The organism is Quyinboa sediminis, from assembly GCF_042219855.1.
In the GTDB taxonomy this organism is placed as follows: Bacteria; Bacteroidota; Bacteroidia; order Bacteroidales; family UBA5342; genus JBHJHP01.
The window spans coordinates 348,418-373,618 of sequence record NZ_JBHJHP010000002.1 but is presented as its reverse complement, the minus strand read 5'-3'; the positions used below and the strand labels follow the sequence as shown (position 1 = coordinate 373,618).

Annotated in this window: 23 protein-coding genes and 1 tRNA gene; 16 read left to right on the top strand and 8 right to left on the bottom strand. The window is 38.5% G+C overall.

The window, feature by feature from the left end; all coding sequences use genetic code 11:
* Window position 1: 1 nt before the first annotated feature.
* From ACE1EF_RS06740 to ACE1EF_RS06730, 3 genes are read left to right on the top strand one after another with little or no spacing between them, the layout of a single operon-like run.
* Window positions 2-1,306 carry a DUF6844 domain-containing protein gene (locus ACE1EF_RS06740; protein ID WP_375719868.1) on the top strand — a complete coding sequence of 435 codons (1,305 nt, stop codon included), beginning with the start codon at window positions 2-4 and terminating at the stop codon, window positions 1,304-1,306.
* Complete coding sequence (locus ACE1EF_RS06735; RefSeq protein ID WP_375719867.1) at window positions 1,287-2,555, top strand: hypothetical protein; 1,269 nt, start codon at window positions 1,287-1,289, stop codon at window positions 2,553-2,555. The genes ACE1EF_RS06740 and ACE1EF_RS06735 overlap by 20 nt, the downstream gene beginning before the upstream one ends.
* A gap of 11 nt (window positions 2,556-2,566) precedes the next feature.
* Window positions 2,567-4,018, top strand: a complete 1,452-nt coding sequence (locus ACE1EF_RS06730; RefSeq protein ID WP_375719866.1) for a hypothetical protein — start codon at window positions 2,567-2,569, stop codon at window positions 4,016-4,018.
* 1 nt (window position 4,019) lies between these two features.
* On the opposite strand, the gene ACE1EF_RS06725 is transcribed toward ACE1EF_RS06730, so the two are convergent.
* On the bottom strand, window positions 4,020-4,823 hold the full coding sequence (locus ACE1EF_RS06725; protein ID WP_375719865.1) for a hypothetical protein: 804 nt from the start codon (window positions 4,821-4,823) through the stop codon (window positions 4,020-4,022).
* 167 nt (window positions 4,824-4,990) lie between these two features.
* Here ACE1EF_RS06725 and ACE1EF_RS06720 point away from each other — a divergent pair, with 167 nt between their 5' ends.
* The 3 genes from ACE1EF_RS06720 to ACE1EF_RS06710 all read left to right on the top strand — a co-directional run bounded on the left by ACE1EF_RS06720 (window position 4,991) and on the right by ACE1EF_RS06710 (window position 9,265).
* The gene (locus ACE1EF_RS06720; protein WP_375719864.1) at window positions 4,991-5,353 is read left to right on the top strand and encodes a BlaI/MecI/CopY family transcriptional regulator; all 363 of its coding nucleotides are present in this window, start codon (window positions 4,991-4,993) and stop codon (window positions 5,351-5,353) included.
* 169 nt (window positions 5,354-5,522) lie between these two features.
* Entirely contained in the window at window positions 5,523-7,976 is a 2,454-nt protein-coding gene (locus tag ACE1EF_RS06715; RefSeq protein WP_375719863.1) for a TonB family protein, read from the top strand.
* Between the two features lie 116 nt (window positions 7,977-8,092).
* Complete coding sequence (locus ACE1EF_RS06710) at window positions 8,093-9,265, top strand: TlpA family protein disulfide reductase (protein ID WP_375719862.1); 1,173 nt, start codon at window positions 8,093-8,095, stop codon at window positions 9,263-9,265.
* 295 nt (window positions 9,266-9,560) lie between these two features.
* Here ACE1EF_RS06710 and ACE1EF_RS06705 read toward each other — a convergent pair whose 3' ends face one another.
* Window positions 9,561-10,724 (bottom strand): iron-containing alcohol dehydrogenase, encoded by a 1,164-nt coding sequence (locus ACE1EF_RS06705; RefSeq protein ID WP_375719861.1) that lies wholly within the window; start codon window positions 10,722-10,724, stop codon window positions 9,561-9,563.
* Window positions 10,721-11,029 (bottom strand): antibiotic biosynthesis monooxygenase, encoded by a 309-nt coding sequence (locus tag ACE1EF_RS06700; protein ID WP_375719860.1) that lies wholly within the window; start codon window positions 11,027-11,029, stop codon window positions 10,721-10,723. The genes ACE1EF_RS06705 and ACE1EF_RS06700 overlap by 4 nt, the downstream gene beginning before the upstream one ends.
* 178 nt (window positions 11,030-11,207) lie before the next feature.
* On the opposite strand from ACE1EF_RS06700, the gene ACE1EF_RS06695 reads away from it, so the two are divergent.
* From ACE1EF_RS06695 to ACE1EF_RS06675, 5 genes are all read left to right on the top strand, one after another.
* Window positions 11,208-11,963, top strand: a complete 756-nt coding sequence (locus ACE1EF_RS06695) for a helix-turn-helix domain-containing protein (protein ID WP_375719859.1) — start codon at window positions 11,208-11,210, stop codon at window positions 11,961-11,963.
* Window positions 11,964-11,997: 34 nt separating this feature from the next.
* Complete coding sequence (locus ACE1EF_RS06690) at window positions 11,998-12,423, top strand: hypothetical protein (protein WP_375719858.1); 426 nt, start codon at window positions 11,998-12,000, stop codon at window positions 12,421-12,423.
* Window positions 12,424-12,482: 59 nt separating this feature from the next.
* A complete protein-coding gene (locus ACE1EF_RS06685) occupies window positions 12,483-14,174 on the top strand; it encodes a redoxin family protein (protein ID WP_375719857.1) in 1,692 nt (563 codons plus the stop codon).
* 133 nt (window positions 14,175-14,307) lie between these two features.
* Window positions 14,308-14,853, top strand: coding sequence for a TlpA family protein disulfide reductase (locus ACE1EF_RS06680; RefSeq protein ID WP_375719856.1), 546 nt, complete (start codon window positions 14,308-14,310; stop codon window positions 14,851-14,853).
* An 81-nt stretch (window positions 14,854-14,934) separates the two neighbouring features.
* Window positions 14,935-16,395, top strand: a complete 1,461-nt coding sequence (locus ACE1EF_RS06675; RefSeq protein ID WP_375719855.1) for a TlpA family protein disulfide reductase — start codon at window positions 14,935-14,937, stop codon at window positions 16,393-16,395.
* Window positions 16,396-16,414: 19 nt separating this feature from the next.
* Here the strand turns inward: ACE1EF_RS06675 and ACE1EF_RS06670 are convergent, their stop codons facing one another.
* Window positions 16,415-17,386 carry a DUF4097 family beta strand repeat-containing protein gene (locus ACE1EF_RS06670; protein WP_375719854.1) on the bottom strand — a complete coding sequence of 324 codons (972 nt, stop codon included), beginning with the start codon at window positions 17,384-17,386 and terminating at the stop codon, window positions 16,415-16,417.
* Between the two features lie 104 nt (window positions 17,387-17,490).
* Window positions 17,491-17,808, bottom strand: coding sequence for a 4a-hydroxytetrahydrobiopterin dehydratase (locus tag ACE1EF_RS06665; protein WP_375719853.1), 318 nt, complete (start codon window positions 17,806-17,808; stop codon window positions 17,491-17,493).
* A 256-nt stretch (window positions 17,809-18,064) separates the two neighbouring features.
* On the opposite strand from ACE1EF_RS06665, the gene ACE1EF_RS06660 reads away from it, so the two are divergent.
* On the top strand, window positions 18,065-18,502 hold the full coding sequence (locus tag ACE1EF_RS06660; protein WP_375719852.1) for an OsmC family peroxiredoxin: 438 nt from the start codon (window positions 18,065-18,067) through the stop codon (window positions 18,500-18,502).
* 8 nt (window positions 18,503-18,510) lie between these two features.
* Here the strand turns inward: ACE1EF_RS06660 and gldA are convergent, their stop codons facing one another.
* The 3 genes from gldA to ACE1EF_RS06645 all read right to left on the bottom strand — a co-directional run bounded on the left by gldA (window position 18,511) and on the right by ACE1EF_RS06645 (window position 20,003).
* Window positions 18,511-19,404: a gliding motility-associated ABC transporter ATP-binding subunit GldA gene (gene gldA, locus ACE1EF_RS06655; protein WP_375719851.1), complete on the bottom strand. Its 894-nt coding sequence runs from the start codon at window positions 19,402-19,404 to the stop codon at window positions 18,511-18,513.
* An 81-nt stretch (window positions 19,405-19,485) separates the two neighbouring features.
* Window positions 19,486-19,785: a type II toxin-antitoxin system RelE/ParE family toxin gene (locus ACE1EF_RS06650; RefSeq protein WP_375719850.1), complete on the bottom strand. Its 300-nt coding sequence runs from the start codon at window positions 19,783-19,785 to the stop codon at window positions 19,486-19,488.
* Complete coding sequence (locus ACE1EF_RS06645; RefSeq protein ID WP_375719849.1) at window positions 19,767-20,003, bottom strand: hypothetical protein; 237 nt, start codon at window positions 20,001-20,003, stop codon at window positions 19,767-19,769. The genes ACE1EF_RS06650 and ACE1EF_RS06645 overlap by 19 nt, the downstream gene beginning before the upstream one ends.
* A gap of 192 nt (window positions 20,004-20,195) precedes the next feature.
* Between ACE1EF_RS06645 and ACE1EF_RS06640 the strand changes: the two genes are divergently transcribed.
* From ACE1EF_RS06640 to ACE1EF_RS06625, 4 genes are all read left to right on the top strand, one after another.
* Window positions 20,196-21,185 (top strand): pseudouridine synthase, encoded by a 990-nt coding sequence (locus ACE1EF_RS06640; RefSeq protein WP_375719848.1) that lies wholly within the window; start codon window positions 20,196-20,198, stop codon window positions 21,183-21,185.
* Window positions 21,186-21,189: 4 nt separating this feature from the next.
* Window positions 21,190-22,581, top strand: a complete 1,392-nt coding sequence (locus tag ACE1EF_RS06635) for an aminopeptidase P family protein (RefSeq protein ID WP_375719847.1) — start codon at window positions 21,190-21,192, stop codon at window positions 22,579-22,581.
* A gap of 49 nt (window positions 22,582-22,630) precedes the next feature.
* Window positions 22,631-24,772, top strand: coding sequence for a ribonuclease R (gene rnr / locus ACE1EF_RS06630; RefSeq protein ID WP_375719846.1), 2,142 nt, complete (start codon window positions 22,631-22,633; stop codon window positions 24,770-24,772).
* Between the two features lie 193 nt (window positions 24,773-24,965).
* A tRNA-Ile gene (locus tag ACE1EF_RS06625) sits at window positions 24,966-25,039 on the top strand.
* Window positions 25,040-25,201: the final 162 nt, after the last annotated feature.

Genomic DNA, 25,201 nt, shown 5'->3' with positions numbered 1-25,201 from the left:
AATGAAAAGACAACTATTACTCATTTTGCTTCTGCCTTTTTTTACGATCAGTGCACAGAACCCGGGAGATGTGGCATCATCAGGTGCAGTTGCTGAAACCCAGGATGTTCAGGTGGAGGTCCTGGAATTTCCGGAAGACAAATTAACAGAGTCCGTAATGAATTCCCTTGCCAGGCAGGGCAAAAGTCTGGATGCAATCAACAGCGATGGTTCCATATATGTTATTGCTTCGGGAACGACCACCAGGCCAAGTAATATGCCGGGATTTATTTTATCACGAAATGTTGCATATGCCATCGCAGAGATGACAGCCAAAATGAACCTGCTGAGGATGGCAGGTGAGCAGATCACCTCGGGTAGAGGATTTGAAATGATCGATGATAAGATAATTGGTGAAGATCCGGATCAGAAAAGCAAGGCTTCCATGCTTAAAAAAGCCAAAATGGTAATGGATAAGTCGCTTGATAAAGCATTAAGTGCGCTTGGTATGTCCGACGAGGAGATTCAGAAAATGAATGAATCCAATAAAAAGGCTGTCTTTGAGCAAAAATATAATGAGTCAGTCCGCTCTTTTGTTTCTGGCATGGTAAAAGGTTGTGCTGTGGTCAGAATATGTGAAGGAGAAGCTGGAAATAATGACTATCAGGTTTCGATCTGCATGAAATACTCACCGGAATTCCAGTCCCTGGCTGCCATGATAAAGAACCGGGATGATTCGCAGGCAAAGCAGGGGAAATCGACAAATTCGATGGACAAAATTTTAGGCATGACCCCCGATAAACTTGTCGGCAGAATGGGAACCTATATTACATACGATCAGAATGGTGATATGGTTGTATACGGATTTGGGCAGGAAGAGGTGAATGCAAGCGGTACCAGAGCTTCTGCTGAATTCTCCAGAGCTTACAGTAAAGCAAGACTTTCGGCTGTAAATAACATTAAAAATTTTGTGGCAGAAGATATGATCGCTGACGAGATAAGCGAAACAACTGAAAAATTTCAGCAGTACGCCGATGGCACAGATTCATATTTCTCTCAGCAGAAATGGTCACAGGCTGTGCAGTCAAAATCAAGCACGCTGAATTTACCCACAACCATGGTCAGAAAATGGAAGGGAATACATCCGGTATCAAAGCAAAACATTGCCGGAGTTGTCGTAATGTGGTCCCCAACCATAGCCAACCGGGCAGATCAGCTGAAAGATTCGTTTTCAGAACCAGCAGATGAAGGAGGCAGTCAACAGGCTCAACCTCAAAAAACCAAGAAAAGCAACTACACTGTAACTGGTGAAGAGGAAGAACTATAGCATATTATATTTATTTCTGATTTTTAATTTCCCGGTAATTGCCGGGCAGTTTAACTATGCATACAATGGTGCAATCTACATGCTGAGCAGCAACAGGACAACGTTGTTTTCAGATGTTACGTTTAATCAGACAGTCAGCTCATCTCGCATGCGTACAGCGCAGATCAGCCAGGCTCGTTTGAAGTCGGCAGAGCTGATGGGTCTATATTTGATTTTTAGTGAACATTATCCAAAAGAGCAGCAGATTCAGGCCTTTTTCCCTTTGTTTGTTAAACATTATGGAAAAAGTTTTAATACTGAAGTTTCGGATTTGAAAACCATAAGAAATCCGGATGACAGCAATATCCGTAACATCAGGTTTGAATGTCCTGTGAAAACATATGATATAACAGGAATAAACATCAGCGACCTGCCCGATCTAAAATCATTGTGTGAACAAGAATATCGTTTTTCACGGGATATTTATTCTGCTGAAAGATTTCTTACGTATTGCACTGTTTCTCCTGCCGATCAACTAAGAATGAATGCCGGTTTTCTTTCCAGGCAAAACGCCCCTCTGCCTGCAATGGCAAAGTGTTTTGGGCTTGAACCCGGAACAATATTTGAATCTTCACTTTTCGGATCGGCAGACGCACTGCAACCTTTGGTCTACGAATTACTGGCGGAGAAGGAAGTGGCTGATGAGTTCCCGGAATACTTGCTTTTAACGGATCTTATCACTGTTTCACCCGGTATTGATGAAAAAGACAGCTATTACCTGTTGTATCTTAAAGGGTTGGAAAACAGCGATGAACTTTGGAACGATATACTGTTGTTTGCTTCTGATTACGCCAATAAAACTGAACCTTCTGATGTTTTTAACGCTATTCAACGTTATCCTGGAGCATTAAACATGCACCTCTTTTCAGGTTATAACAGCGATTTTTATAACCATGCAATTCAGTTTTTTAACGAAAACAGGCCAGACAGTGCATTGATCAGTTTGCAGGATGCTATCAATTTTAATGGAGTGACAGTCGAAAAGATTAGCCTGGCAGCTGCCGTATACCGCTTACAACAGAATTATGAAAAGGCACTTTTAATGTCAGTATTCAGTGCTTTTAGCGGTATCGAAAACGCCTATGTACCGGGAAACATATACTTGTCCCTGCAGGCACTGGGTTATAAAAAAACCGAGGAATTAAAACAATACTTTTTAAATTCAATCACCTGTGATACATGGTCAAGAAAAGTTATAAGTGACAACTAAATTATTATATTATGAAAAAGTATCTTTTAGCCATATTCTTAACAATTACTGCGATTACCAATGCACAGTTAAAGGTTCCCAATGATCTGGAAACAGAAGATATTGAGAGTCAGCGTTTAGTGGCAGGCAAAGACGAAAAAAAAATAATCACTTCAGCTTACGGAGAAACATCTGATAAAGCCCTGGAAAATGCCTTGCGTAATGCTGTGGAAGAAGCCGTTGGCGCATTAATTTCCAGCGAGACAAAAATTGAAAATGATGAAATTGTTAAGGATGAGGTTTTATCTTACAGTAAAGGGTTTATTAAAACGTATAAAAAACTTTCAGAAGAAAAAGATGATGGTGATTTCAAAGTAACAGTGGCTGCGATAATCACACAAAAGCAACTCATAGAAAAACTGGAAGCTAAGGGTGTTCAGGTGGCATACCAGACCTCGGGCATGTTTGCGCAATTGCAGGCCTGGGACCGAATGAAGGAAGATGAGTTTAATCTGGCAAGAAAAATACTTTCTGTTGACCCGCAAAAGCCCTTCCCCATTGCTTATAACTTTCAGGTTAATGTAGGTGAACCGGTACGAAAAGGGGAGTATTATTTCATTAATACAAAGGTAATTGCAAGTCCTAATCCGAATTACAGTTCAATATTACAGAATACCAAGGCAATGCTTAATGAGTTAGCCTACGAAGTTAAAGAGTTTGCTTATTTCATTGATTTGTCACATAACAGATCAGCTAACAGCCAGTCGAAAATGACCTATTCTGCATGGGTCAATGTGCAAAAAACAATTGAGATTAAGCGAAATGGTAAGGAGAAGATTAATAAGGATTATCAGTTTCTGCACTGTAATTTTCCTGAATTTAAACCCAGATTAATGAGTGGTACCTATGATATGTTGAACCGGCATGGAAACCAGCGGCTTGAATTTCTGGGTAATCTGGATTATGAACTTTTAGGAATGCTGAGCAAACGCAGCTACGAAAAACCCCTGAGCCAGGAAGATAAAAACAGGTTGAATGACCGCAATCTCCGGACAGACCGGGTGAATCTGGTTTATGATGTTTTCAGTAAGAATTATACGCCATACTTATTCATTATAAGGGAGCCCAAAAAAATAACAGTCTACAAATTTATTAATCCGGCGACGATTGACGTAATCGGTCGTTATTTTACATTTTTACTTGAAGGCCTCCATGTCAAAACAGTGTTTGATATGAATGGGATGGATGATATTGAGGTTATTAATCCTGTTTATCACCAATGCATGTACTCCTACTCATCGGGTATAAAAACAACAACGCCCGAAATCAATAACTTGTACAGGGGAATGGTACTGGAGTCAAATCCTTCGGTTTTAACAGTGGATGAAGAACACAAGTTTAAATCGGAAGATTTTTCCAGAATAGCCAATATTGCTGTTAAACCAACATACGATGGGTATACGTTTTTTGAGACGAAGCCTTAGGTTATCTGTTGAACAGGCGTTTCAGGACGATAAGCAAGCCCAGAAAAACAAGGTTTAACACAATGGAAATGCCCAGAATGAGCGAAAATCCGGAAGCCAGACGGCCGACAATAAGAATAAATTCCGAAGCGAAATTAGTCAGCCATAACGTTGCAAAATTAATCAGGAATAATACTAAAATAAGGATCCATAAGCCACTGAAAGTACCTTTTAAATCAGCTTTACTTAAAGTAATGTTATTCCCGATAGCGAACACCAGGTAAAGAAAAATAAAGGACTTCCAGAATGATCCGGAGCTGAATACACCTGCGAGTAGACCGAAGGCGCCCTTAAAAATCAAACGCACCTGGTCAAAAATTTTAAGGTCTGAGCTGTATCTTTCACTCAGGTCATAGGAAAACAGAATACGTGAAAGGATATAAAGAATGAGAGTACCGAAAATTACCGGACCTATTCCGATAAAAAAATTACCTATATTCTGATATATGTTTTTCTTATTGTAGGTATGATTCACATAACCAAGTCTTCCATCGGAACTATCCCTCTTAAACAGCTTAATCTCTGTTATTTTATGTCCAAAAATTAGTGCAAAAATGGCGTGTCCGGCTTCATGTATAGGGACACCGATGCTGGATACAAAAACCTTATATATGGTTCCTCCTAAAATGTCATTGCTCAGCCTTTCGCTGGTGCCGGATATAAAATTCTGAATGAAGGCAAGAAAAAGGGGAATACCGAAGGCCAGGATAAATGTAAATACGGTCACATAAAAACTCTGCCAGATATACAGGATAAAGTCATTCATCGTTTTTAGTATAAATATAAGCTGATTTATGATTTACAGCAAAAAAACATAATTAAACTAAAAAAATAGTTGGAAATGTTTTGCAACTAATTATTTAGTTGTATATTTGAACTAATAATATAGTTGAATGTGTCATATTACAGTATTAATTATTGAATAATTGAAAAATGAGGGAACTAACAAAGGCTGAGGATCAGGTGATGCAGGTCATATGGGATAAGGGAAAAATAACAGTTGCGGATGTGCTGGAAGATTTGCCGGAACCGAAACCGGCTTATAACACGGTTTCAACTATAGTGCGGATACTGGAGAAAAAGGGGTTTGTTGATCATGAGCCATTTGGCAGAGGATACAAATACTTTCCGTTAATCTCAAAAGATGTCTATACCAAAAAGTTTATGAAAAACTTTATTGGGAACTACTTTGGTAATTCATTTAAAGAAATGGTCTCGTTTTTTGCCAGAACTGATAAGATGGATCTGGAAACATTTGAAAAAATGATGGAAGAGATAAAAAAGGATTTGGAGTAAAGATACAAGAATCAAGACGCAAGACACAAGACGCAAGATGATTTTTCTGTGGAAATCAGCGAAGTTTTCTGCGTTATTCAGCGAGAACCTTGTGTGCGGTGCTTTTAGGTTAATCTGAACTAGTCATGATACCTGATTCTTGATACCTGATACGTTTAAAAAACAGAGTATGAATATCGTAATTAATTATATCGTTGAATCGGCTTTGAGCCTTGGAATCCTGACCCTGTTTTACTATGGGTTCTTACGCAACAGGAATATTCCGGGTTTTAGCCGGTGGTTTCTTCTGGTAGCCCTGGTATTTACTTCGGTTCTGCCTTTGTTTCATATCACCCTGATGCGTCCGGGAATGGCCACAGTAAACGAACCGGTATATTTTGGTTTTATGCTCGATATGGTTAATATTTATGGAACCATAATGAAGCAGAATGTTGTTCCTGCAGTTCAGCAACATTCAGGTCTTCACTGGTTATATTTAGTTGGTTTAGCCTTGCTGGTGATCCGGTTAATCTTTGCCATGTCTAAAATAGGTCTTCTGCAACGGAAAACCATAAGACAAAAAGTGCAGGGAATTAATCTGATCCAGAGCGAGAAGATATTCCAGCCATTCTCTTTTCTGAATACGGTATTTGTGCCAAAAAGCTTTATGCAGAACGATGATGTAGAAAGCATACTACAGCACGAATCCATTCATGTTAAACAAAAACACACATTCGACCTTATTCTGCTGGAATTGGTATTGCTGGTTCAATGGTTTAACCCATTTGTCTGGTTGCTACGCAAAGCCATTGTTGAAAATCATGAATTTATAGCCGATCGGGCTGTCCTTAAAGGCGGCGTTTCGGTAGCGGATTATCAACGATCGTTGCTGTACCAGGTAATGGGAACCAAATTCGATCTGGGGACCGGTTTCAGTTATTCCTTAACGAAAAAACGATTTAAAATGATGAAAACAAAAGTGAATAAGAAAGGCGTATTGGTTAGTGCTCTGTTGAGCCTGATGCTTTTCTCCGGAATATTTTTTGTGGCTGCTTCTGAATTGAGCGTTAATGATCTTGTAGCACCACTGATGAGTGATAATGATAACAGCATTACAGATACCCCGGTAACAACTACACTTCAACAGGATGATAAACAGCCGGTATTTCAGGTTGTTGAAAAGATGCCGGAATATCCGGGTGGGGCGAAGGCCATGATGGAGTTTCTGTCAAAAAATATAAACTATCCGCCGGAAGCAAGAAAAAATGGCATTCAGGGGCGTGTATATGTGAATTTTATCATTAATAGAAAGGGAGAAGTCAGTAATGTTAAAATTATTCGTGGTGTTGACCCTGAACTGGATGCAGAAGCATTACGCGTAGTGAAAAGCATGCCGGACTGGACTCCCGGTGAACAAAGAGGAAAAGCTGTAAATGTGGCGTATAATCTGCCGATAAACTTTGCATTGGGAGAAGGGAAAAAGGAAGTGACAGATGGTGCAAATGTGGTTGAAGGAGAAATGAAGGTAAGCTATACGCAGGAGGCTGATCAGAATGATAATATCATATCCGGAAAGGTAGTTGATGAAAATGGGGAAGGTTTGCCCGGAGTATCTATCGTACTGCAAAACCCGAATCATAGAATAAGCAAGGGTACAATTTCAAATGCTCAGGGTAATTTTAGTATTAGAATTAGCAAAAATGACTTTGTTTCAAATCAAAACCAGTATTTGGTGTTTTCATTCGTTGGATTAAAGACCGTTAAGATTGACCTGAAACCTGTTGTCGGGGGAAACTCGGCAGGAGTAGCACTAGCAACTGCAGAGGAAGTTCATGAAAAGAACGAAGTAGTTGTAACGGCAAAGGATAATCCTGATGTTTTCCGGGTGGTTGAAAAGATGCCACAGTTCCCGGGAGGAAATGCGGCCATGATCAAATACCTGCAGAAAAACATACACTATCCTGATATTGCAACGAAAAATGGCATTCAGGGAAGCGTTTATGTTGATTTTATTGTAGACAAGAAGGGAAAAATTACAGATGTGCGTGTAAAACGCGGTGTTGATCCTTCACTGGATAAAGAAGCCGTCCGCGTTGTTGAGAGCATGCCGGACTGGATACCCGGAACACAACGTGGTGAAAAAGTAAATGTAGTTTATACCTTGCCAATCAATTTTGCTTTAGACGGTTATGGTTCAAAACCTGGTGTTGAATTTGATGTTGAATTGGAGGAAGAAGAACCAATTAAAGTGGTTGTTAATTCAAAGAAAGAATCAGATAAAAGAGAAGTTGAATTCGTTGACGTTGACGATAAGGCTGTAGATCAGGATGTTGTATTCCAGATTGTGGAGCAAATGCCGGAATTCCCTGGAGGAGATGCAGCAATGCATAAATATCTTGCTGAAACGATTAAATATCCTACGGCTGCCCAGGAAAAGAAAATTCAGGGGAAAGTTTATGTCAATTTTATTGTGGAAAAGGATGGTTCCATTGATAATATCAAGGTTGTTCGAAGTATTGATCCACTGCTCGATAAGGAAGCTGTAAGAGTGGTTAAAGCTATGCCAAATTGGAAACCGGGCGTTCAGAGAGGTAAGCCGGTTCGTGTCAGCTATATGTTACCAATAAATTTTCTCTTGAGTTAAAAGAAAACAGATTAATATCAGGTACGTAGAATAAGACTCATTCGTTGGACTCAGAGCAACGGATGAGTTTTTTTTATAAATTGGCACTTCATTTTACTCTGTTTAATTATAAATATATGAAGCATACTTTTACCCTTGTCCTGTTTTCTGTCTTTATTTTAAGTTGGCATTCATGCAACGAGAAGCATAATGTCGTACTGAATATTAGTGGATTAGGAGATGACACAGTTTTTGTCAGATATGTTCCAATATCACAATATTACAGCTCGGAGTGGACAATAGATACAGTTTATTCTAAACAGAATGTTTTTTACTTTGATAGTAAAATTACTGAACCAGTTTTGGTAGAATTTAGTCCTGCTAAAGGAAGGTTTAAACTACCGGATGGATCTTTGTTTTCAGTACCTCAAAAAGAAGTAGTATTGCTAATTAAACCTAATGATAACATTAAGGTTAAAGGAAACCTGGAAGCGAATTATCTGGATTATGAGGCATTCGGATCTGAATATAATGAGATTTACGGCCAAATCAGGTTTAATCAGAAAGATACTATAATAAAATTATCTAAAATTCTTCAGGAATTTAATTTCATACGCTTAGATACTGCTAAAAAGCACGTCAGTGATAGCCTGATAAGCGAAATTGACAAGATGGACAGTATTCTTGAAATTGACAGATTAGATTATGTGAAAAATAATCCGGATAAAGAATTATCCGCATATTATCTGGTTTCACAGGGTTATGATACCATTGAAAAGTATTATCCGAAACTCACTCCAGATATTCGTGAAGGAACTTTCAAAAATATGCTGGATTACCATTATCAGCATATCCTGAGGTTTAATTTAACGGTGGAAAATGAAAAGAAGGTATCATCCGGAACCTTAGCTCCTGAATTTGTTTTAACGTCGTTGTCTGGTTCTGATTTTTCACTGGACTCAATTAAAGACAAGTATATTGTTCTTGATTTCTGGGGTAGTTGGTGTGGATGGTGCATTAAGGGATTCCCTGAAATGAAAGAATATTACAGGAAATACAAAAACAAACTGGAAATAGTTGGCATTGCTTGTCATGATAAAGAAGATGCATGGAGGAGATCTGTTGAAGAAAATGGTCTTGAATGGATCCAGCTTATAAATAAAAGTGACATTGAACACAACGTTTCAATCCTTTATGGCGTAAGAGGTTATCCTTCAAAAATTATCCTTGATAAGAATAAAAGAATAGTGGCCCGTTTTTTAGGTGAGACTCCGGAGTTTTATACTAAACTGGATGAATTGTTGCGTTAAACGTGAGAACCTTGCTTAACCTGCCCTTTCAGGACGCATTGTCATCCTGATTATTCTGACCCAAAGCGCCACTCTGTTTGCTTTGGGATGAAATAAGTTGGGCCTTCAGCCCGATTACCTGAAATAAATCTACAATTCTAATTTTTGAATAATAAAAATCTTTTATAAAAACTATTTCATTAATATGCGCCACGAAGTGGCAGATTAATTTAGCCCAATGCAGAGTTTGAGCTTGCGAAAATGTCGCATTGGGTTAGTAAACCGTACAAAAATGCGCCGGAAAGGGCAGTTTAACTTATAGGCGTTCTCTTAAAATGGCTGCCATCGTTTCTGCATCAAATTTCACCGGATTGTTTTTATTTCCGGATCCGGCCACAATTTTTTCAATGTCATTGGTTGTGATTCCAAATTCACCGAGCGATGGAATTCGCAACTGCTCTGTTATGGCGTAAAGCTGTTCTATAAACAGGTCAATCTTTTTATCTGCAGGGACATCAGCATCTATAAAAATATCGGCAACTGTTTTGTATTTCAAAAAAGCTTCACTGCCACCGGATTCGCGTAATTTTTGAACCGTATATTTATTATTGGCTGCCATTAAAGTTCCGCAAACCACACCGTGAGGAATGTCAAAATAAGCGCCTATAGGAGATGCAAAACCGTGAATGGTGCCCAATCCTGCATTGGCCAAAGCAATACCAGAGATCATAGCCGCATAAGCCATATCGGCTCTGGCTTTCAGATTTTCACCATTCGTAAATGCAGCAATAAGAGAGCGCTTAATGGCCTTTAAGCCGGAAATCACAAGTGACGATGTCATTTCATCGCACGTTGGCGACAGATAGGCTTCTAAAAGTTGGGTAAAGGCATCCATTCCACTGGCAGCGGTTACGTATGGTGGACAGCTCAGGATAAGTTCAGGATCAATAATGGCTACATCTGGAACATAGTTATCGTGGCGCAGCGACTTTTTAAAGCCATCTTTTCCAATCTGAGAAATTACAGCATTCTTAGTCGTCTCACTTCCGGTACCCGAGGTGGTTGGAACGGCAACGAATGGTATTTTTTTCCCGTTGGGTTTCAGATGTCCCACACCTTCGAGATAATCAGTTATATTTCCGCTGACCGCAAGCATGGCTGAAATTGCTTTTCCTGCATCCATCACACTTCCACCACCGATAGCAACAACAACATTAATGTCTTTGTCGGCATAAGCCTCTGTAATCGCGTCTATCATCGCCGGTGATGGTTCTCCTGAAATGGATTCCAGGTATCCTCTGTGCTGTATTAAAACAGGCTCAATATATTCAGCAAACTGCATCGATTTTTTGAAGGAGTTTCCACCTGTAATAAAAAGAATGTGCGAGCCGAATGGTGCAGTCACTTTTTCAAGTTCGGCAAGCTTTCCCGGGCCGAATAATATTTTGGGAAGTTTGGCAAATACAAAAGAATCAATCATAAGTCTCCCCCATTTTCAGGAAATAAAATTGTGTGTTTAACGCCTTCGCGGGGTTTTGCCATCCAGTCAGCCACGGTATCACGCCATGTTTTATAATGTGCAGTTTCTTTGTGAGCTGCTGCAGCTTCTTCCGAAATATAGGCTTCGTAAAATGTAAATTTAAGCGGATCGGCTTTGTCCTGCAGGATATCAAAGCGCAAGTTTCCTTTTTCTTTAACAGAAGCAAGATGATTTGCTTCGGAGGCTTTCATAAATGCACTTAAGTATTCTTTTTTTACCCAGATATGGACAAGTGTTGCAATCATTAGGTGTATTTTAAATGTGATGTGATACAAATATACGGGAATAATTCTGCAACGGCTAAAATGTTTTAATTGACACATAATGAGGCGTGTATGAAATTGTCGGGTAAATGTCGGGTTTTTTCATTATGTTTTTTTATGATCTTAAGGATCAACTTATTAACTTTAAAAGAAAATCCTAATGTTGAAGCAACCCGAACTTGGTGAGAGGATTACAGAATTACGTAAAACAAGCGGACTTACTCAGGAGGAGTTGGTTGAAAGATGCGATATAAGTGTGAGAACGCTCCAGCGCATAGAATCAGGAAAGGTAAATCCAAGGCCTTATACAATACGTATAATTCTTAGTGCTCTTGATCTGGATGAAAATTTATTGACTGAAAACAGAATTACGATTATTAATAATGCAAAACCAGACAAAAAGAATGGTCTGATTAAAACTGATCGTGTTGTTGTTCGTACTTCTGTTTTGCTTATAACTGTTGCAATATTGATTGCATCAAAGCCCTTTAGGTCTCATAAGACTGATGGAAGATCTGAAATTGAAGGATACTGGGAATTTGCAGGGAACTATTATGGTGATTATTTTATTGAAACCGGTTCAACAAGGTACCTGAAATTTGATGATGATTCAAATTTTATAAGTTTCAACAGAGATGGATCTCTATATAATTCAGGTAAATATTTTTTAAATAAAGATCATACGTTTACAACACGACATTTCAATATGGGAGGAAACCTTGGCAATTCTGCCAATTTGTACAATTACAAAATTAAGAATGACACCTTAAGGTTTTATGGTTATTACTTAAAATCCTATGGGAATAACAATTATAAGTCAGAATTTTTAGATGAAGTATGGATCCGTAAGCATAACTGGGCGGAAATAAGTCAGAACTTTAAACGAAAAAACAATAAAAATTTTGCATTCAAATAGGAATTAATAAAAGTATAATATTAAATCAAATCTCATGAAAAAAATTAGCTTTTATTGCTTGCTTGTAATCCTTGTATCATGCAGTACAGGCAGACTGGCCCTGGAAAAGGAGATAAAAGGTACCTGGGTGGTTACCGACCAAAATAGTCCCAGAAATTACGATTTACGTAAAGTAACCATGAAACACGGCAAATTTGAATCGATTGCCATATCAGGTGATAACATCTGGAGGTATAATCAAGGCAATTATGCTGTAATTAGTGATTCTCTTTTGGTTACTGTTCACCAGGATAATAATGGACATTTAAGTCGCTTCTCAAATTTATATACCATAAAAATTGAAGGGGATACATTGCATTTCTATGGACTCTATATCAGGCCTTACATGTCTGTTAAGGAAGATGAGGCCAGGTTGCTAACACAGCCTTCATTGGTGGATGAGATCTGGGTAAGGGAATAAACCGGATTTAGTGACATTTCGAAATGGAAACAACCTGATGAATAAATTAATATTATTTCATGAAAACTAAAACGCTGTTTTTAATGCTGCTGTTTGTTTCGCATATAATTAACGGACAAATACCGGAACATGCACTGTCGTTTGAAGAAGAGGCATTTAATGCATATTTTTTTAATAAAGATGTTCCTGTTGTAAAAGGGAAAGTATTAAATGCAGGTCCTGAAGAACTCAAAGACTGGACGATTAATTATTCCATAGTAACTCCTTTTTACGAATTACAAACGGCTAAAACAAGTCAGCTAAATCCTGACGGAACTTTTGAACTGGAGTTGGATTACGCGTTTCCAAATCAGCAGGTCTGGTTCAGGATTGATCCATTAATTTATGCCAGTTTGTATGTAAATACGGATTTATATATTGAACTTGACGTGAGGCTTATTAAAGAAAAGGGAATGGTACGATTTAATGGAGAAGGTGTTCGGTTCTTGGGATCTGACGGAGAACTAACAAGCTATATGAACAACCATGTGATTTACCAAAGAAGGCAACAACTTAACGTCCAAAGTAAATTACGAAAAAAAAATCTTGAGAGTGGCTATGACAGTGTTTTCTTAGAGCTGGAAGCTATTGATGATAATTATATTAAAGAAAATCCATCGGAATATGCATGGCTCGTAAAAAATGAACGCCAATCAGAGTATTATAAAGGTGTTTTAAGACAGTCACGGGGTCAAAAAATAGATGAAGAAGTATGGAAACAACTAAACCAGCATAGGCCATGTTTAATGTCAAATAACGGCATGAGTTTTTATAATAACTTAGGGTTGTATATTACTTCATTTCCTCACAGAGTTGATTTCACGGGTTTTGAAAAGTATTCTAAGCTCACGCCTGATCAGAAGTTATTAATTGATTCTGCGATTGAATTAAAAACAAAAAACGATCAGTTGGATAATCCTGATTGGCTACCTTATGGAACTTTAGTACGTAAAGCATTGAAATTTTTAGGAGATACAATGGAAATATCACGTGAGGTAAATAGAGCCTTTTTGTATGATAGCTTATATAGTAAACCAAAGTCAGATTTGCTAAAACTACGTATTAGCAGTAAAGATCCAAAGCAGCATAAGGTTTTGCTTGAGTTTCTTTTGCAAAACATGCAAACAGAATGGTGTAAAAATGTTGTACAGAAGGATTATGACATGACTGTAGCTAATGTTGAAAAAATTAATGATTATTTAAATAAAGGAAAGGAATTAGAATCGGATGCGACGATTGGAACTCCAATTAAAACCTTTCCATGGGGAGCCGATTTATACTCTACAGATAAGATTAAGGCAGATCAGCTATTACAAAATATATCAGCTAAGTTTAAAGGCAAATCATTAATTATTGATATCTGGGCTACCTGGTGTGATCCTTGTATCAGAGAAATGCCGTTAAGTACACAACTGCATAATGAAATGAAGGACATGCCGGTTGAATTTATTTATATCTGCACAACAAGAAGTTCAAATATTGAGAAATGGAAATCAAAAATTGCAGAATACCAACTAAGTGGGACACATATTTTTTTAGATGCCGGAATTGTTCAGGATCTATTAAATTTATTTTCAGCAAGTGGTTATCCAACTTATGCTTTTATCGATCCTAAAGGTAAATACATTCCAGGCTTTAATGTAAGACCATCTTCTGTTAATAAAGAGGAGTTGAAGAAATTGGTAATGGTTGCAGGTGAGTTAAATAATTAAATAACAGAAATGTAACTGAATTATCCATATCACGGTTTTATTCCAAAAAATGGAATAACAGAAAATTACCATACGAAAATCATTGAGAAGCTGATTTAAAAAGTAGTTCAATTAGATTAAAATATAAGAAATCATGAAATCTGGAATAATTATCCTGTTCATCCTGTTTTCTCTAAATGCCTTTTCTCAAGACAGGAAAGGTGAGTTTATAATGATTAATGATACACTTAGTCAATATGGAGATATTGATAAGATCCTTGATTTGGGAGTCTTTAAGAATAAGGTGGTATATGTTGATATTTGGGGAACAAAGTGTGGCCCCTGTCTGGATGAGTTTCAATATCTGGACGATTTAAAGCAACGGTTTAAGGATGATTCGGTTGTATATTTATATATGTGTTCCAGGTATGGTAAAACCAGAGACAAAACCAATGAAAAACTTTGGGAAGAACTCGTTTTTAAACATCAATTGAAAGGCGTAAATATCCTGATTTCGAATGAATGTTATAAGGATGGTTTCTGGCAGTTATATAAAAATCATTACAGTGAAAACAGATTGTATGGAATACCAACTTATCTTCTGGTGAATAAAGATGGGGATATTATTAATTTTGATGCTCCAAGACCTTCAAAAAAGGAGATATTATATGCCGAAATACAAAAGCTTCTGGACGAGTGAAAAAGAGGGTTAATTAAAGAGATTGAGAAGTTGTTGAATTAAAAAAAATGTTATAATTATTTTGGATCAAAAGGAGATGCTATGAAAGGTTTTGCTATTCTTTTATTGTCATGCGTGGTCTTTGTTGCATGTCAGGACTCGTATAAAAAATCTGAAATAAAAGGACATTTTGTGGGATATATTCCGAATGAAGTAAGGTATTCTGTTCCAGTCAACGGGGTTTGTTATGAGTTTTTTAATACTGTAACAAATGTTGATAGCAGTGGGAATTTTAAAATAGAAAATGACACAAAATCCCCCTGTTTTACAACGTTGTTCTTAAAGGAAGGCAGGGGACAATTTATACTTGAACCCAATGAAAATTATGGTATTGATATTGAGTCAAAAGGTTATTCAAATAGATATGAATATACATGCAAAAGCAGGAAAGTTCAGGAAGCGTATCAAAATTTAGTGAGTCCCTTGCATCCTCAAGTGGAAGCTATGAATTTTCTAAGCCTTCCAATTGAAATGGCATATCATAATATAGGTTTAAAACTGAAACAGGATATAGAAGTTTTTGAAAAGCTTTTGAATAATGATGAAATTTCAAAGGAGACATTGGATTTAATAAAACTGGACAGGGCCATATTTTATAATTCAGTTCTTGGATATGTTGCAACACTAAAATTTGTTAGGATTAAAAGACGGGACCTTGAAGCAAATGCTGATTCTATTACTCAGGTTTGGGGCAAAGCAATAACAGGTATTCCTTTAAATACGGAAAGCTTTTTAAAGTCAAAATGGGCTTATTATTTTATAGAGAATTACTTATTATATAAAGAATATACACAAAAGGATTATAACTGGGATTCAAGAAAAACAGCACGAGAGGAAGACAAAATACACACGTATCTAATGGGGGTTGCCAAAAATTATTTAAATGACAAAGTTCTTGAATTTTATACCGCCTCATATATAATTACGGCTGCCAAACTAAAAAAATTTGAAAAAGAGTTGATTGATCTTTTTGAAAATTTTAAAGCCGATTTCCCGGAAAGTAATTACACAAGATTTTTAACTCCCGAGATTGAAAAAATTAGAGAATTTTATCAGGTCGCAGAAAAGAAGCCGGATGATTCTATAATATTTCTAAATAACTATGAAAAATTAAATTCATTATCTCAAATTCTGCTTCCATTTAAAGGTAAAAAGGTATATGTTGATATTTGGTCAACTTCCTGTAGTCCCTGTAAAGATGATTTTGAATTTAAGAAAGATCTTAATGACCTGTTAAAGTCAAAAAAAATTGAAATGTTGTATATATCCTTAACCGGGGACAATAAAGAGCAAAAGTGGAAGGATATGATTAAATACTATAATCTGACCGGTTATCACATCAGGGCAAATAAAGAATTAAAAGCAGACCTGGAGCATATTCTGGGAAGTTATTGGATTCCGCGATATTTGTTAATCGATGAAAACGGGAATATCATTTCAAACGATGCCAAACGGCCTTCTGAATTAAAAGATTTGGAAAAGCAGATTCACGAACTGTTGTGATCAGTAATAAAGAAGCATCTTAATTATACCGCTGCGATCCAGAAGAGCTTGAACCGCGGATCTTAATATCGCCGTTACCGGTTTTGAGCGTTTTGCTGCCACTGCTTTCAAAGGCTTTCAGGCTTCCCGATGTGGCTTTCAGGTCGAACGTAAAATCATCAGCACTGTTTTTCAGGTTCATAGTAATGCTGCCCGAAACGGAATGAAATTCTGAATCTGACTTCAGTTCAACATTTTGTCCGGACTGGCTGCCACTGGAGGATGTCAGGTTCAGCCCGCCTTCAAATTCCGATACCCGGATGCTACCCGAGCTGGTCACGGCACTTATCATTCCTTCAATGTCATTAAAACGCAAAGAACCAGACGAAGCGTTGGTTCTGATCTTTCCTTCAATATTTTCAAATACCTGGCTTCCGCTGGATGACCTGGCAGAGATATCACCTTCAGCATCGTATAGTTTAATACTCCCGGAACTGGTTGTAACATCAAGTTCACCTTCAATTCCTGAAAGTGAAATGCTGCCGGAACTTGCTGAAACATGCATTTTGCCCTGCAGACCCTCGGCATGAATACTTCCTGAACTGGAGGTTAATCCCAGTTTGTCGTTTTTTAAGTTTCTTGCAGTAATGCTTCCTGATGAGTTATTAACCTTTACACGAATATACTTAGGAACTTCAAGTTTCAGGTGGCCGGAAAGGTTATTGAAGATTTTGTCGTCCTTTTCAATCCAAACCGATAAGGTCCCATCGTTCACCTCATAAAGGATCTTTGAATTGTCACCGGCCTTTTTGGTGGTCAGTTCACCCCATAGATGCACGTTGTTAGCTTCGTGACTTTCCACCTCTACATTCATGAAAGAACCGTTTACTTCAACAGCTTCAATGTTATTAAACGATTCATCAACCTGATGACTCACTTCTTTATCGTTGGAAACAAAATTGCCAACTAAAAAGATTGCCACAACAAAAATAATAGCTAAAGATGTTTTCATGATAAACCAATTAATTATCGTGGGATTGTACAGATAGTACGTACAAAAATCAGTTTTGTTACAATTTTTGTCACAAAATATTGGTCGATCTCAAAATAACACGCTTAGATCTTGTCAATTCTGGCAGCCATAATAAAATCGTTTGCGGTAAGACCCGATGCACTGTGTGTGGTTAAAGTTACAGTTACCTTTTTAAAGCCCAGAAGTATATCCGGATGATGATTCTGCAGCTGAGCTATTTCTGCAATTTTATCCACAAAAACAACGGAACGGCTATACTCCGTGAACGGATATGTTTTTACAAGTTTTGAGTTGTCTTCGATTACCCACCCCGGAGGAAGCATAGAGTAAAATTCCTTTACTTTAGTGTCTTCCAGTAAATCTGCCCGATGAATACAATTTTGCTCATAAAGTGGTAGCATAATATTTTTATTTTAAGTTTGTTAATCAATTTCTCTTCTCACTAAGGAGAAATGTTGATCCGGATAGTAAAAATCATTACTAATATGGATTACCTGCACTCCTCTGCTTTAAAGTATCAAGTTAGAACAATCAATTCAATTAATTGAATAAGAGCTGTTAAACAAATGAAATAACTGTTAATACCCTGAAAGCTATCTGCTCTTTTCTTGTTTAATAATTAAGAGTAAATTGATTTTTAACCTAAAAAACAAAGAAATGATAAGTAAAGGTTTTGCACAGTGGGAAGGAGATTTGAAAAAGGGTAGCGGATTGATCCGGTTGGAATCATCAGGACACATATCACCATATTCATTTAAATCAAGGTTTCAGGGTGGTTCAGGAACTACACCGGAGGAATTGATTGGTGCTGCTCATGCGGGATGTTTTTCCATGGCATTGAGTAATATTCTCTCGTCACACGGTTATAATGTAGAAAATATAGAAACAACAGCCTCTGTAAATCTTATGGAGGAGGGTGACGGATTTGCAATTAAGGAAATTGTTTTGACAACAATGGGTAATGTACCCGAGCTGGCATTGGAGATGTTTTTAAAATATGCCAACGAAGCCAAGGATAATTGTCCGGTTTCAAAAGCCATAAGTAAAGACGTTAAAGTATCTCTGGAAGCAAACCTGGTGCGCCTGGATAAGTAATCCGCGTTTTATTTTGTCAGTTCTCTGAAGATATCTTCCAGGGAAGACTGCTCAAGCGACATAGACAGAATTAGCCAGTCATTGCCGGCAGCCAGTCTCGATATTTCTTTTCGGATATCGTTGCTGGCTTTAATGTTATATACAGATCCGGACGTTTCAATATCAAGAACAGAACCCAATGACCCAAGTTTTGCCTCATCAATGGCAACTTCAAATTCTACCCTGATGTTGAAACTTTTGTTCAATTGCTGACTCAACTTACTTACCGGAGCATCCGCTACAATTTTTCCTTTGTTGATGATGATCGCCCGTTCGCAAATAGCCTGTACTTCCTGCATTATGTGGGTGGAAAGCATTACGGTTTTTTCTTTCCCCAGATTCTTTATCAGATCTCTGACTTCAACAATCTGGTTCGGATCAAGACCAGTGGTTGGTTCATCCAGAATAAGTACCTCCGGATCAGGAATAAGTGCCTGCGCGATGCCAACACGCTGACGGTAACCCTTAGACAAAGCCCCTATTTTTTTATGGCTTTCAGGAGCCAGACCTGTAATTTCAATCAGTTCTTCTATCCTTGCATTTATATGATCAACCGGATAGAAACCGGCGACAAAGCGCAGGTATTCCCTCACATACATATCTGTGTAAAGCGGATTATTTTCAGGGAGGTATCCAATCTTAAACCGCGAAGCAATGTCATCCTTTTTTACCTCGACCCCTGATATTTCAGCCTTCCCGGAATCCATTTGAATGTATCCGGTCAGTATTTTCATCATCGTGGACTTTCCGGCACCATTGGGACCGAGAAAACCAACAATTTCACCTCTCCCGATAAAGAATGATACATTATCAAGTGCTTTCTGTTTGCCGTAAGTTTTTGTTATGGATTCTACTTTTATCACAATTCTAATTTATTAAGCGCGAATATCCGTATTTGTCTTTATGTCTATGAATTTCAAATCAGTAAAACAAGCAAGCGCAATTTATATTTTTAGTCTTTTTCTCTTATTTTGTCTGTTGTCCCAGAATGAAACAATTTTAATTGTTTCAGGATCTGTCTCATAAAAAACTAAAAAAACTTTTAGTGGAATAACACGTGTATGTTTATTGGAAGTAAGCCTTCCAATTAATTCGTTTTTTGCAATACTCTTTGTTAAATCATCAATTTCATTAAGAAGTTTTAGGCTGTAACGGATACTTTTGTTCCTGAGGTTGTAGAATTCAAGAATCTTTTTAAGTTCTATGCTTGCACGTGTTGACCAAATTATTTTTTTGACAGCCATTCTTTCATTTCAGTCATTAATTGGTCATTTTCAATAAAATCACCGTTTTTAATTTGCTCTCTACCTTCAGTAATAGAGTCTTGTTGTTCAGCAGTTAATTGGTATAATGATTGTTCCGATGAATCAAATATTGTTTGAAGAGCTTTCAAAAAATTTATATCATTCGAATCCTTTATCCTCGAAATTAAGTTGTTTTTTATTTGAGTCGTCAAATCCATATTTTTTGTTTTTAATCTTCATTTCAAAATTAAGTAAATTTTATGAATCTAAAGATTCGTGTTTTAATTTTTAAGGTTTGATAACTGAGCACTTTAATTACAATATCGGAAACTCATGTATTATAATTTTTTAATATCTCAACCTGATTTATGTACCTGTTTTTATTGCTGTTTTTTTATCACCTTTGCACCATGAAACAAAATTATTCAGACAGAGGCAGAAAAGGGGGCCGGGATGGTTCTCCTAAAAAGGACTTCAGAAAAAAAGAAGGACAAGCCGGATCACCTAAAAAGGATTTTCAGCGCAGTGAAGGTAAGGGTGGTGCTCCTAAAAGGGATTACAGGAAGAAAGACGGAGATGAAGGAGCTCCCGGAAGGGAGTATAAAAGAAAAGGAGGATTCGATAAACCCCGCAGAGATGCCGGAGAAGGTGGATTCAGAAGTCGTTCTGCCAAAAAAACTTCCAGGTCAGATTTGAGATTAAATCAATATATTGCACGTGCAGGAATCTGTTCTCGTCGTGAAGCCGATAAACTGATTGAGCAGGGGCTGGTAAAAGTCAATGGAAAGTTGGTGACAGAACTGGGAGTAAGGGTCAATCCGTCCGACGAGGTTCGGGTAGACGGAACCCGGATCAAGCCGGAAAAGAAAGTATATATATTACTGAATAAACCCAAAGATACAGTTACAACACTAAAGGATCCGAATGCCAGGAAAACGGTTTTCGACCTGATTAAAAATGCCTGTGAAGAGCGTGTTTACCCGGTTGGACGGCTGGACAGAAACACAACCGGTGTGTTGTTACTGACTAACGACGGAGATTTATCAGCACGTCTGACACATCCTAAATTTAACCACAAAAAGATTTATCATGTGTTTTTAAATAAGGATGTGACCAAAAATGATTTGCAAAAGCTCGCCGACGGGTTTGAACTTGAAGATGGTTTTATCGCTGCCGATGTGGTGAGTTATGCCCATCCCGAGGATAAATCGCAGATTGGAATTGAAATCCATTCCGGAAGAAACCGGGTCGTGAGGCGTATGTTTGAACACCTCGGTTACGATGTGGTTAAACTTGACAGGGTATATTTTGCCGGACTGACAAAGAAAAACCTGCCACGGGGTAAATGGCGTTTCCTTACCGAACAAGAGTTGAATATGTTTAAAATGCTAAAAAAATAAAGTTATGTTTCAGAAAAGTGTGTATGTCAATCGGAGAGATCAATTGAAAAAAATGATGGGTAGCGGGTTAATTCTGCTTCCAGGGAACAACGAAATGCCAATGAATTACGAGGATAACACCTACAGATTCAGGCAGGACAGCACTTTTCTGTATTTCTTTGGGCATGATCAGGCCGGTCTTGCTGCCGCAATAGATGTGGACAATAATGAGGATATCTTCTTTGCCGATGAATTCACGTCTACAATGATCCTGTGGATGGGATCGCAGGAAACCATGGCAGAAAAAGCGCAGAAAGTTGGAGCCAAACATCTGCCGATGAAAGCATTCGGGGAACTGATTGCCAACGCATTAAAAAAAGGACAACGCATTCATATATTACCACCTTACCGTGCTGATCGTAAAATATGGCTGGGAGAGTTGCTGAATGCTCATCCGAATAAAGTGGAGACTTTTGTTTCAGAAAGGCTGCTGAAGGCATGTATTAAAATGCGTTCCATTAAGGAAGCAGTCGAAATAGAGGAAATCAGGAGTGCCATGCCAACTGCCTATGCCATGCATACAACTGCCATGAAGATGGCTAAGCCGGGATTGTTTGAACGTGAGATAGCAGGACGTATCGAGGGCATTGCTGCCAGTGATGCTGCAGGAATTTCGTTTCCCATAATTCTAACGAAGAATGGTCATATTCTCCATAATCACGTTCATCCGAATGAGCTGAAACAGGGCGACCTGATGGTTGTGGATGCCGGTTGTTCTTCATTTCTGAACTATGCCACAGACCATACACGTACAACACCTGCTGGTGGTAAGTTTACTCAAAAGCAAAAGGAAATATACCAGATTGTGCTGAATGCTAATGAAGCTGCAAGAGAGGCGACCAGGGCCGGTGTATATTACAGGGAATGTCACCTGATTGCAGCTAAAACAATTGCATCAGGACTAAAGGATTTGGGATTAATGAAAGGCAATGTGGACGATGCTGTGGCAGCAGGTGCACATGCACTGTTTTTCCCTCATGGACTGGGCCATCATATGGGCCTGGATGTGCATGATATGGAAGATTATGGAGAGGATCTGGTAGGATATGACGAAACCATATCGCGCAGCCAGCAGTTTGGTTTAAAAAGTCTGCGTTTAGGAAAGAAACTGGAAGCCGGTTATGTGATCACCAATGAGCCCGGGTGTTATTTTATACCACATCTTATTGATGCCTGGCAGGCCAATGGAACCAACGCGGAGTTTCTGATCTTCGATAAAATCAATTCCTACCGCAATTTTGGTGGTATTCGGCTGGAAGATGATATTCTGGTGACAGAAAACGGATGTGAGCTGCTTGGTGAACGTATTCCGATAACCGTAGAGGAAGTGGAAGCCATGTGTGCTTCAGGAATGTGATCTTTAGCAACACTTCTTGTGTTCCACCGTTATATATTAAATACACATTATGCCAAAACAAAAAGGCAAAAAGCCCAAAATCAATAAACGTAACCTCTCAGGGTTAATCATGAATGAATTCATTCAGACCCCCAAGCAGGTTATGAATTATAAGCAGCTTTCTAAAAAGCTGGATCTGAAACGCATGTCTGAAAAGCAACTGGTGAATGTTGTACTGACAGAACTGGCTGATGCCGGACATTTAAATGAAATCTCAACCGGTCGATTCAGGCTTAATAATCAGGGTGCTTTTGTCACCGGAACACTCTCCCGCGATGGAAGTGGTGCTGCTTATCTGGTTCCTGATGAAGGAGGGGAAGAAGTGTTTATACCGGATCATGCTTTAAATAAAGCATTGAACGGCGATACGGTTAAGGTGGTGGTTTATGCCAGACGTAAGCGTCGCTTGCCTGAAGGTGAAGTTGTTGAGATCATCAAGCGGGGTAAAAACGATTTTGTTGGAGTAGTGGAGGTATCGCATAATTTCGCCTTTTTAGTGCCTGATACCAAACGCCTGGGATACGATATTTTTATACCGCTGGATAAGCTGGGTGAAGCAAAGCAGGGACAAAAAGCTATCGCACGTATAGTGGACTGGCCGCAAAAAGCCAAAAACCCGATTGGGAAGATTATTGAAGTGCTTGGTAATGTAGGGGATAACAATGCGGAGATGCACGCCATCCTTGCTGAATATGGATTGCCGCATAAATATCCCGAAAAAGTCATTCAGGCAGCAGAAAAGATCAGTGATCAGATTGACCCGGAGGAAATAAAAAAGCGGCGGGATTTCAGAAAGACCACGACGTTTACTATTGATCCATGGGATGCAAAGGATTTTGATGATGCACTCTCAATTAAGAAACTCGAAGATGGTTTATGGGAAGTTGGCGTTCACATTGCAGATGTTACACATTATGTCCGACCCAAAACCTTACTGGAAAATGAAGCCTATAAAAGAGCAACATCTGTTTATCTGGTAGACAGGGTTGTTCCGATGCTGCCGGAACGCTTATCCAATAACATATGTTCCCTGCGGCCCAATGAAGAGAAACTGACCTTTTCAGCTGTGTTCAAAATGGACGAAAATGCCGAAGTGAAAGATAGCTGGATAGGCAGAACTGTTATTAACTCGGATCGCCGTTTTGCATATGAAGAGGCTCAGGATATCCTTGAGGGAAAACCGGGTGATTTTGAACAGGAGTTGAAGATACTGAACAGTCTTGCTAAGAAATTAAGGAGTAAACGATTTTCCAGTGGCGCCATTAACTTTGAACGGTCTGAAGTGAAGTTCGAAATTGATGAACATGGTAAACCATTGCGGGTCTTTTTTAAGGAACCAAAAGATTCCAATCAGTTAATAGAGGAATTCATGTTGCTGGCAAACCGGACTGTCGCTGAATTTATTGGTAAAGTTCCGAAAGGGAAGAAGGCCAAAACATTTGTTTACAGGATTCACGACAAACCCTTGCCGGATAAATTTGATACCTTCAGACAGTTTATAAAGAAGTTTGGCTACAAAATTAATGCAGCCAGTGAGGAAAGCATATCTGCTTCATTAAATGAGGTGCTTACCAAGGTAAAAGGTAAATCGGAACAAAATCTGATTGAAACTATTGCGATCCGTTCCATGGCAAAGGCTGAGTATTCTACATTCAATATCGGGCATTACGGACTGGCATTCAAGTATTATTCACACTTTACTTCTCCCATACGGCGTTATCCGGATATGATGGTTCACCGGCTTCTGGATCGTTACATGAATGGAGGACGCAGTGTAAATGAAGAACAGTATGAGGACATGTGTCAGCACAGTTCCGATATGGAACAACTGGCTGCTCAGGCCGAACGTTCATCCATAAAATATAAGCAGGTAGAGTTTATGAAGGATAAGCTTGGAGAGGAGTTTGACGGTGTTATCTCAGGTGTTACCGAATGGGGGATATATGTAGAACTGGAAGAGAATAAATGTGAGGGGATGGTTCCGTTGCGTGACCTGGATGATGATTTTTACGTGTTTGATGATGCCAATTATTGTATCACCGGAAGAAGGACGAATAAGACATACCGTTTGGGAGATGCGGTAAGGATTAAGGTCGCCAGTGCCAATCTGGAAAAGAAACAGCTGGATTTTCAGTTATTAGCAAAGCAATAGTGCATGTTTTATTTGGTAAATTTGGGCTAATTCTGTAATATTGCACTCCGAAATTTTCAATGAAAATTTAGGGCCTCTCCTCGAATGTTCGGGGCAGTTGGTTATCCCGATAGCTATCGGGACTGACTTTACCGAATATTCGGAACAGGTGGTCAGTATAAATCAAAACCTGAAGCATAAAATATTACTAAACGGGCCTATAGCTCAGTTGGTTAGAGCACCTGACTCATAATCAGGTGGTCCCTGGTTCGAGCCCAGGTGGGCCCACAAAAAAGCAAGAGCGTGAAAACGAGAGTGATCACGCTCTTGCTTTTTCCCTCAATACTCGCCCTCAAACTCTTATTTTTATAATTATATGAATTCACGAAAGTTTTGCAGAAAGCTACTTGTGAAGGTAAACTACAAAGAAAACTTACACGCAGGTTAGGG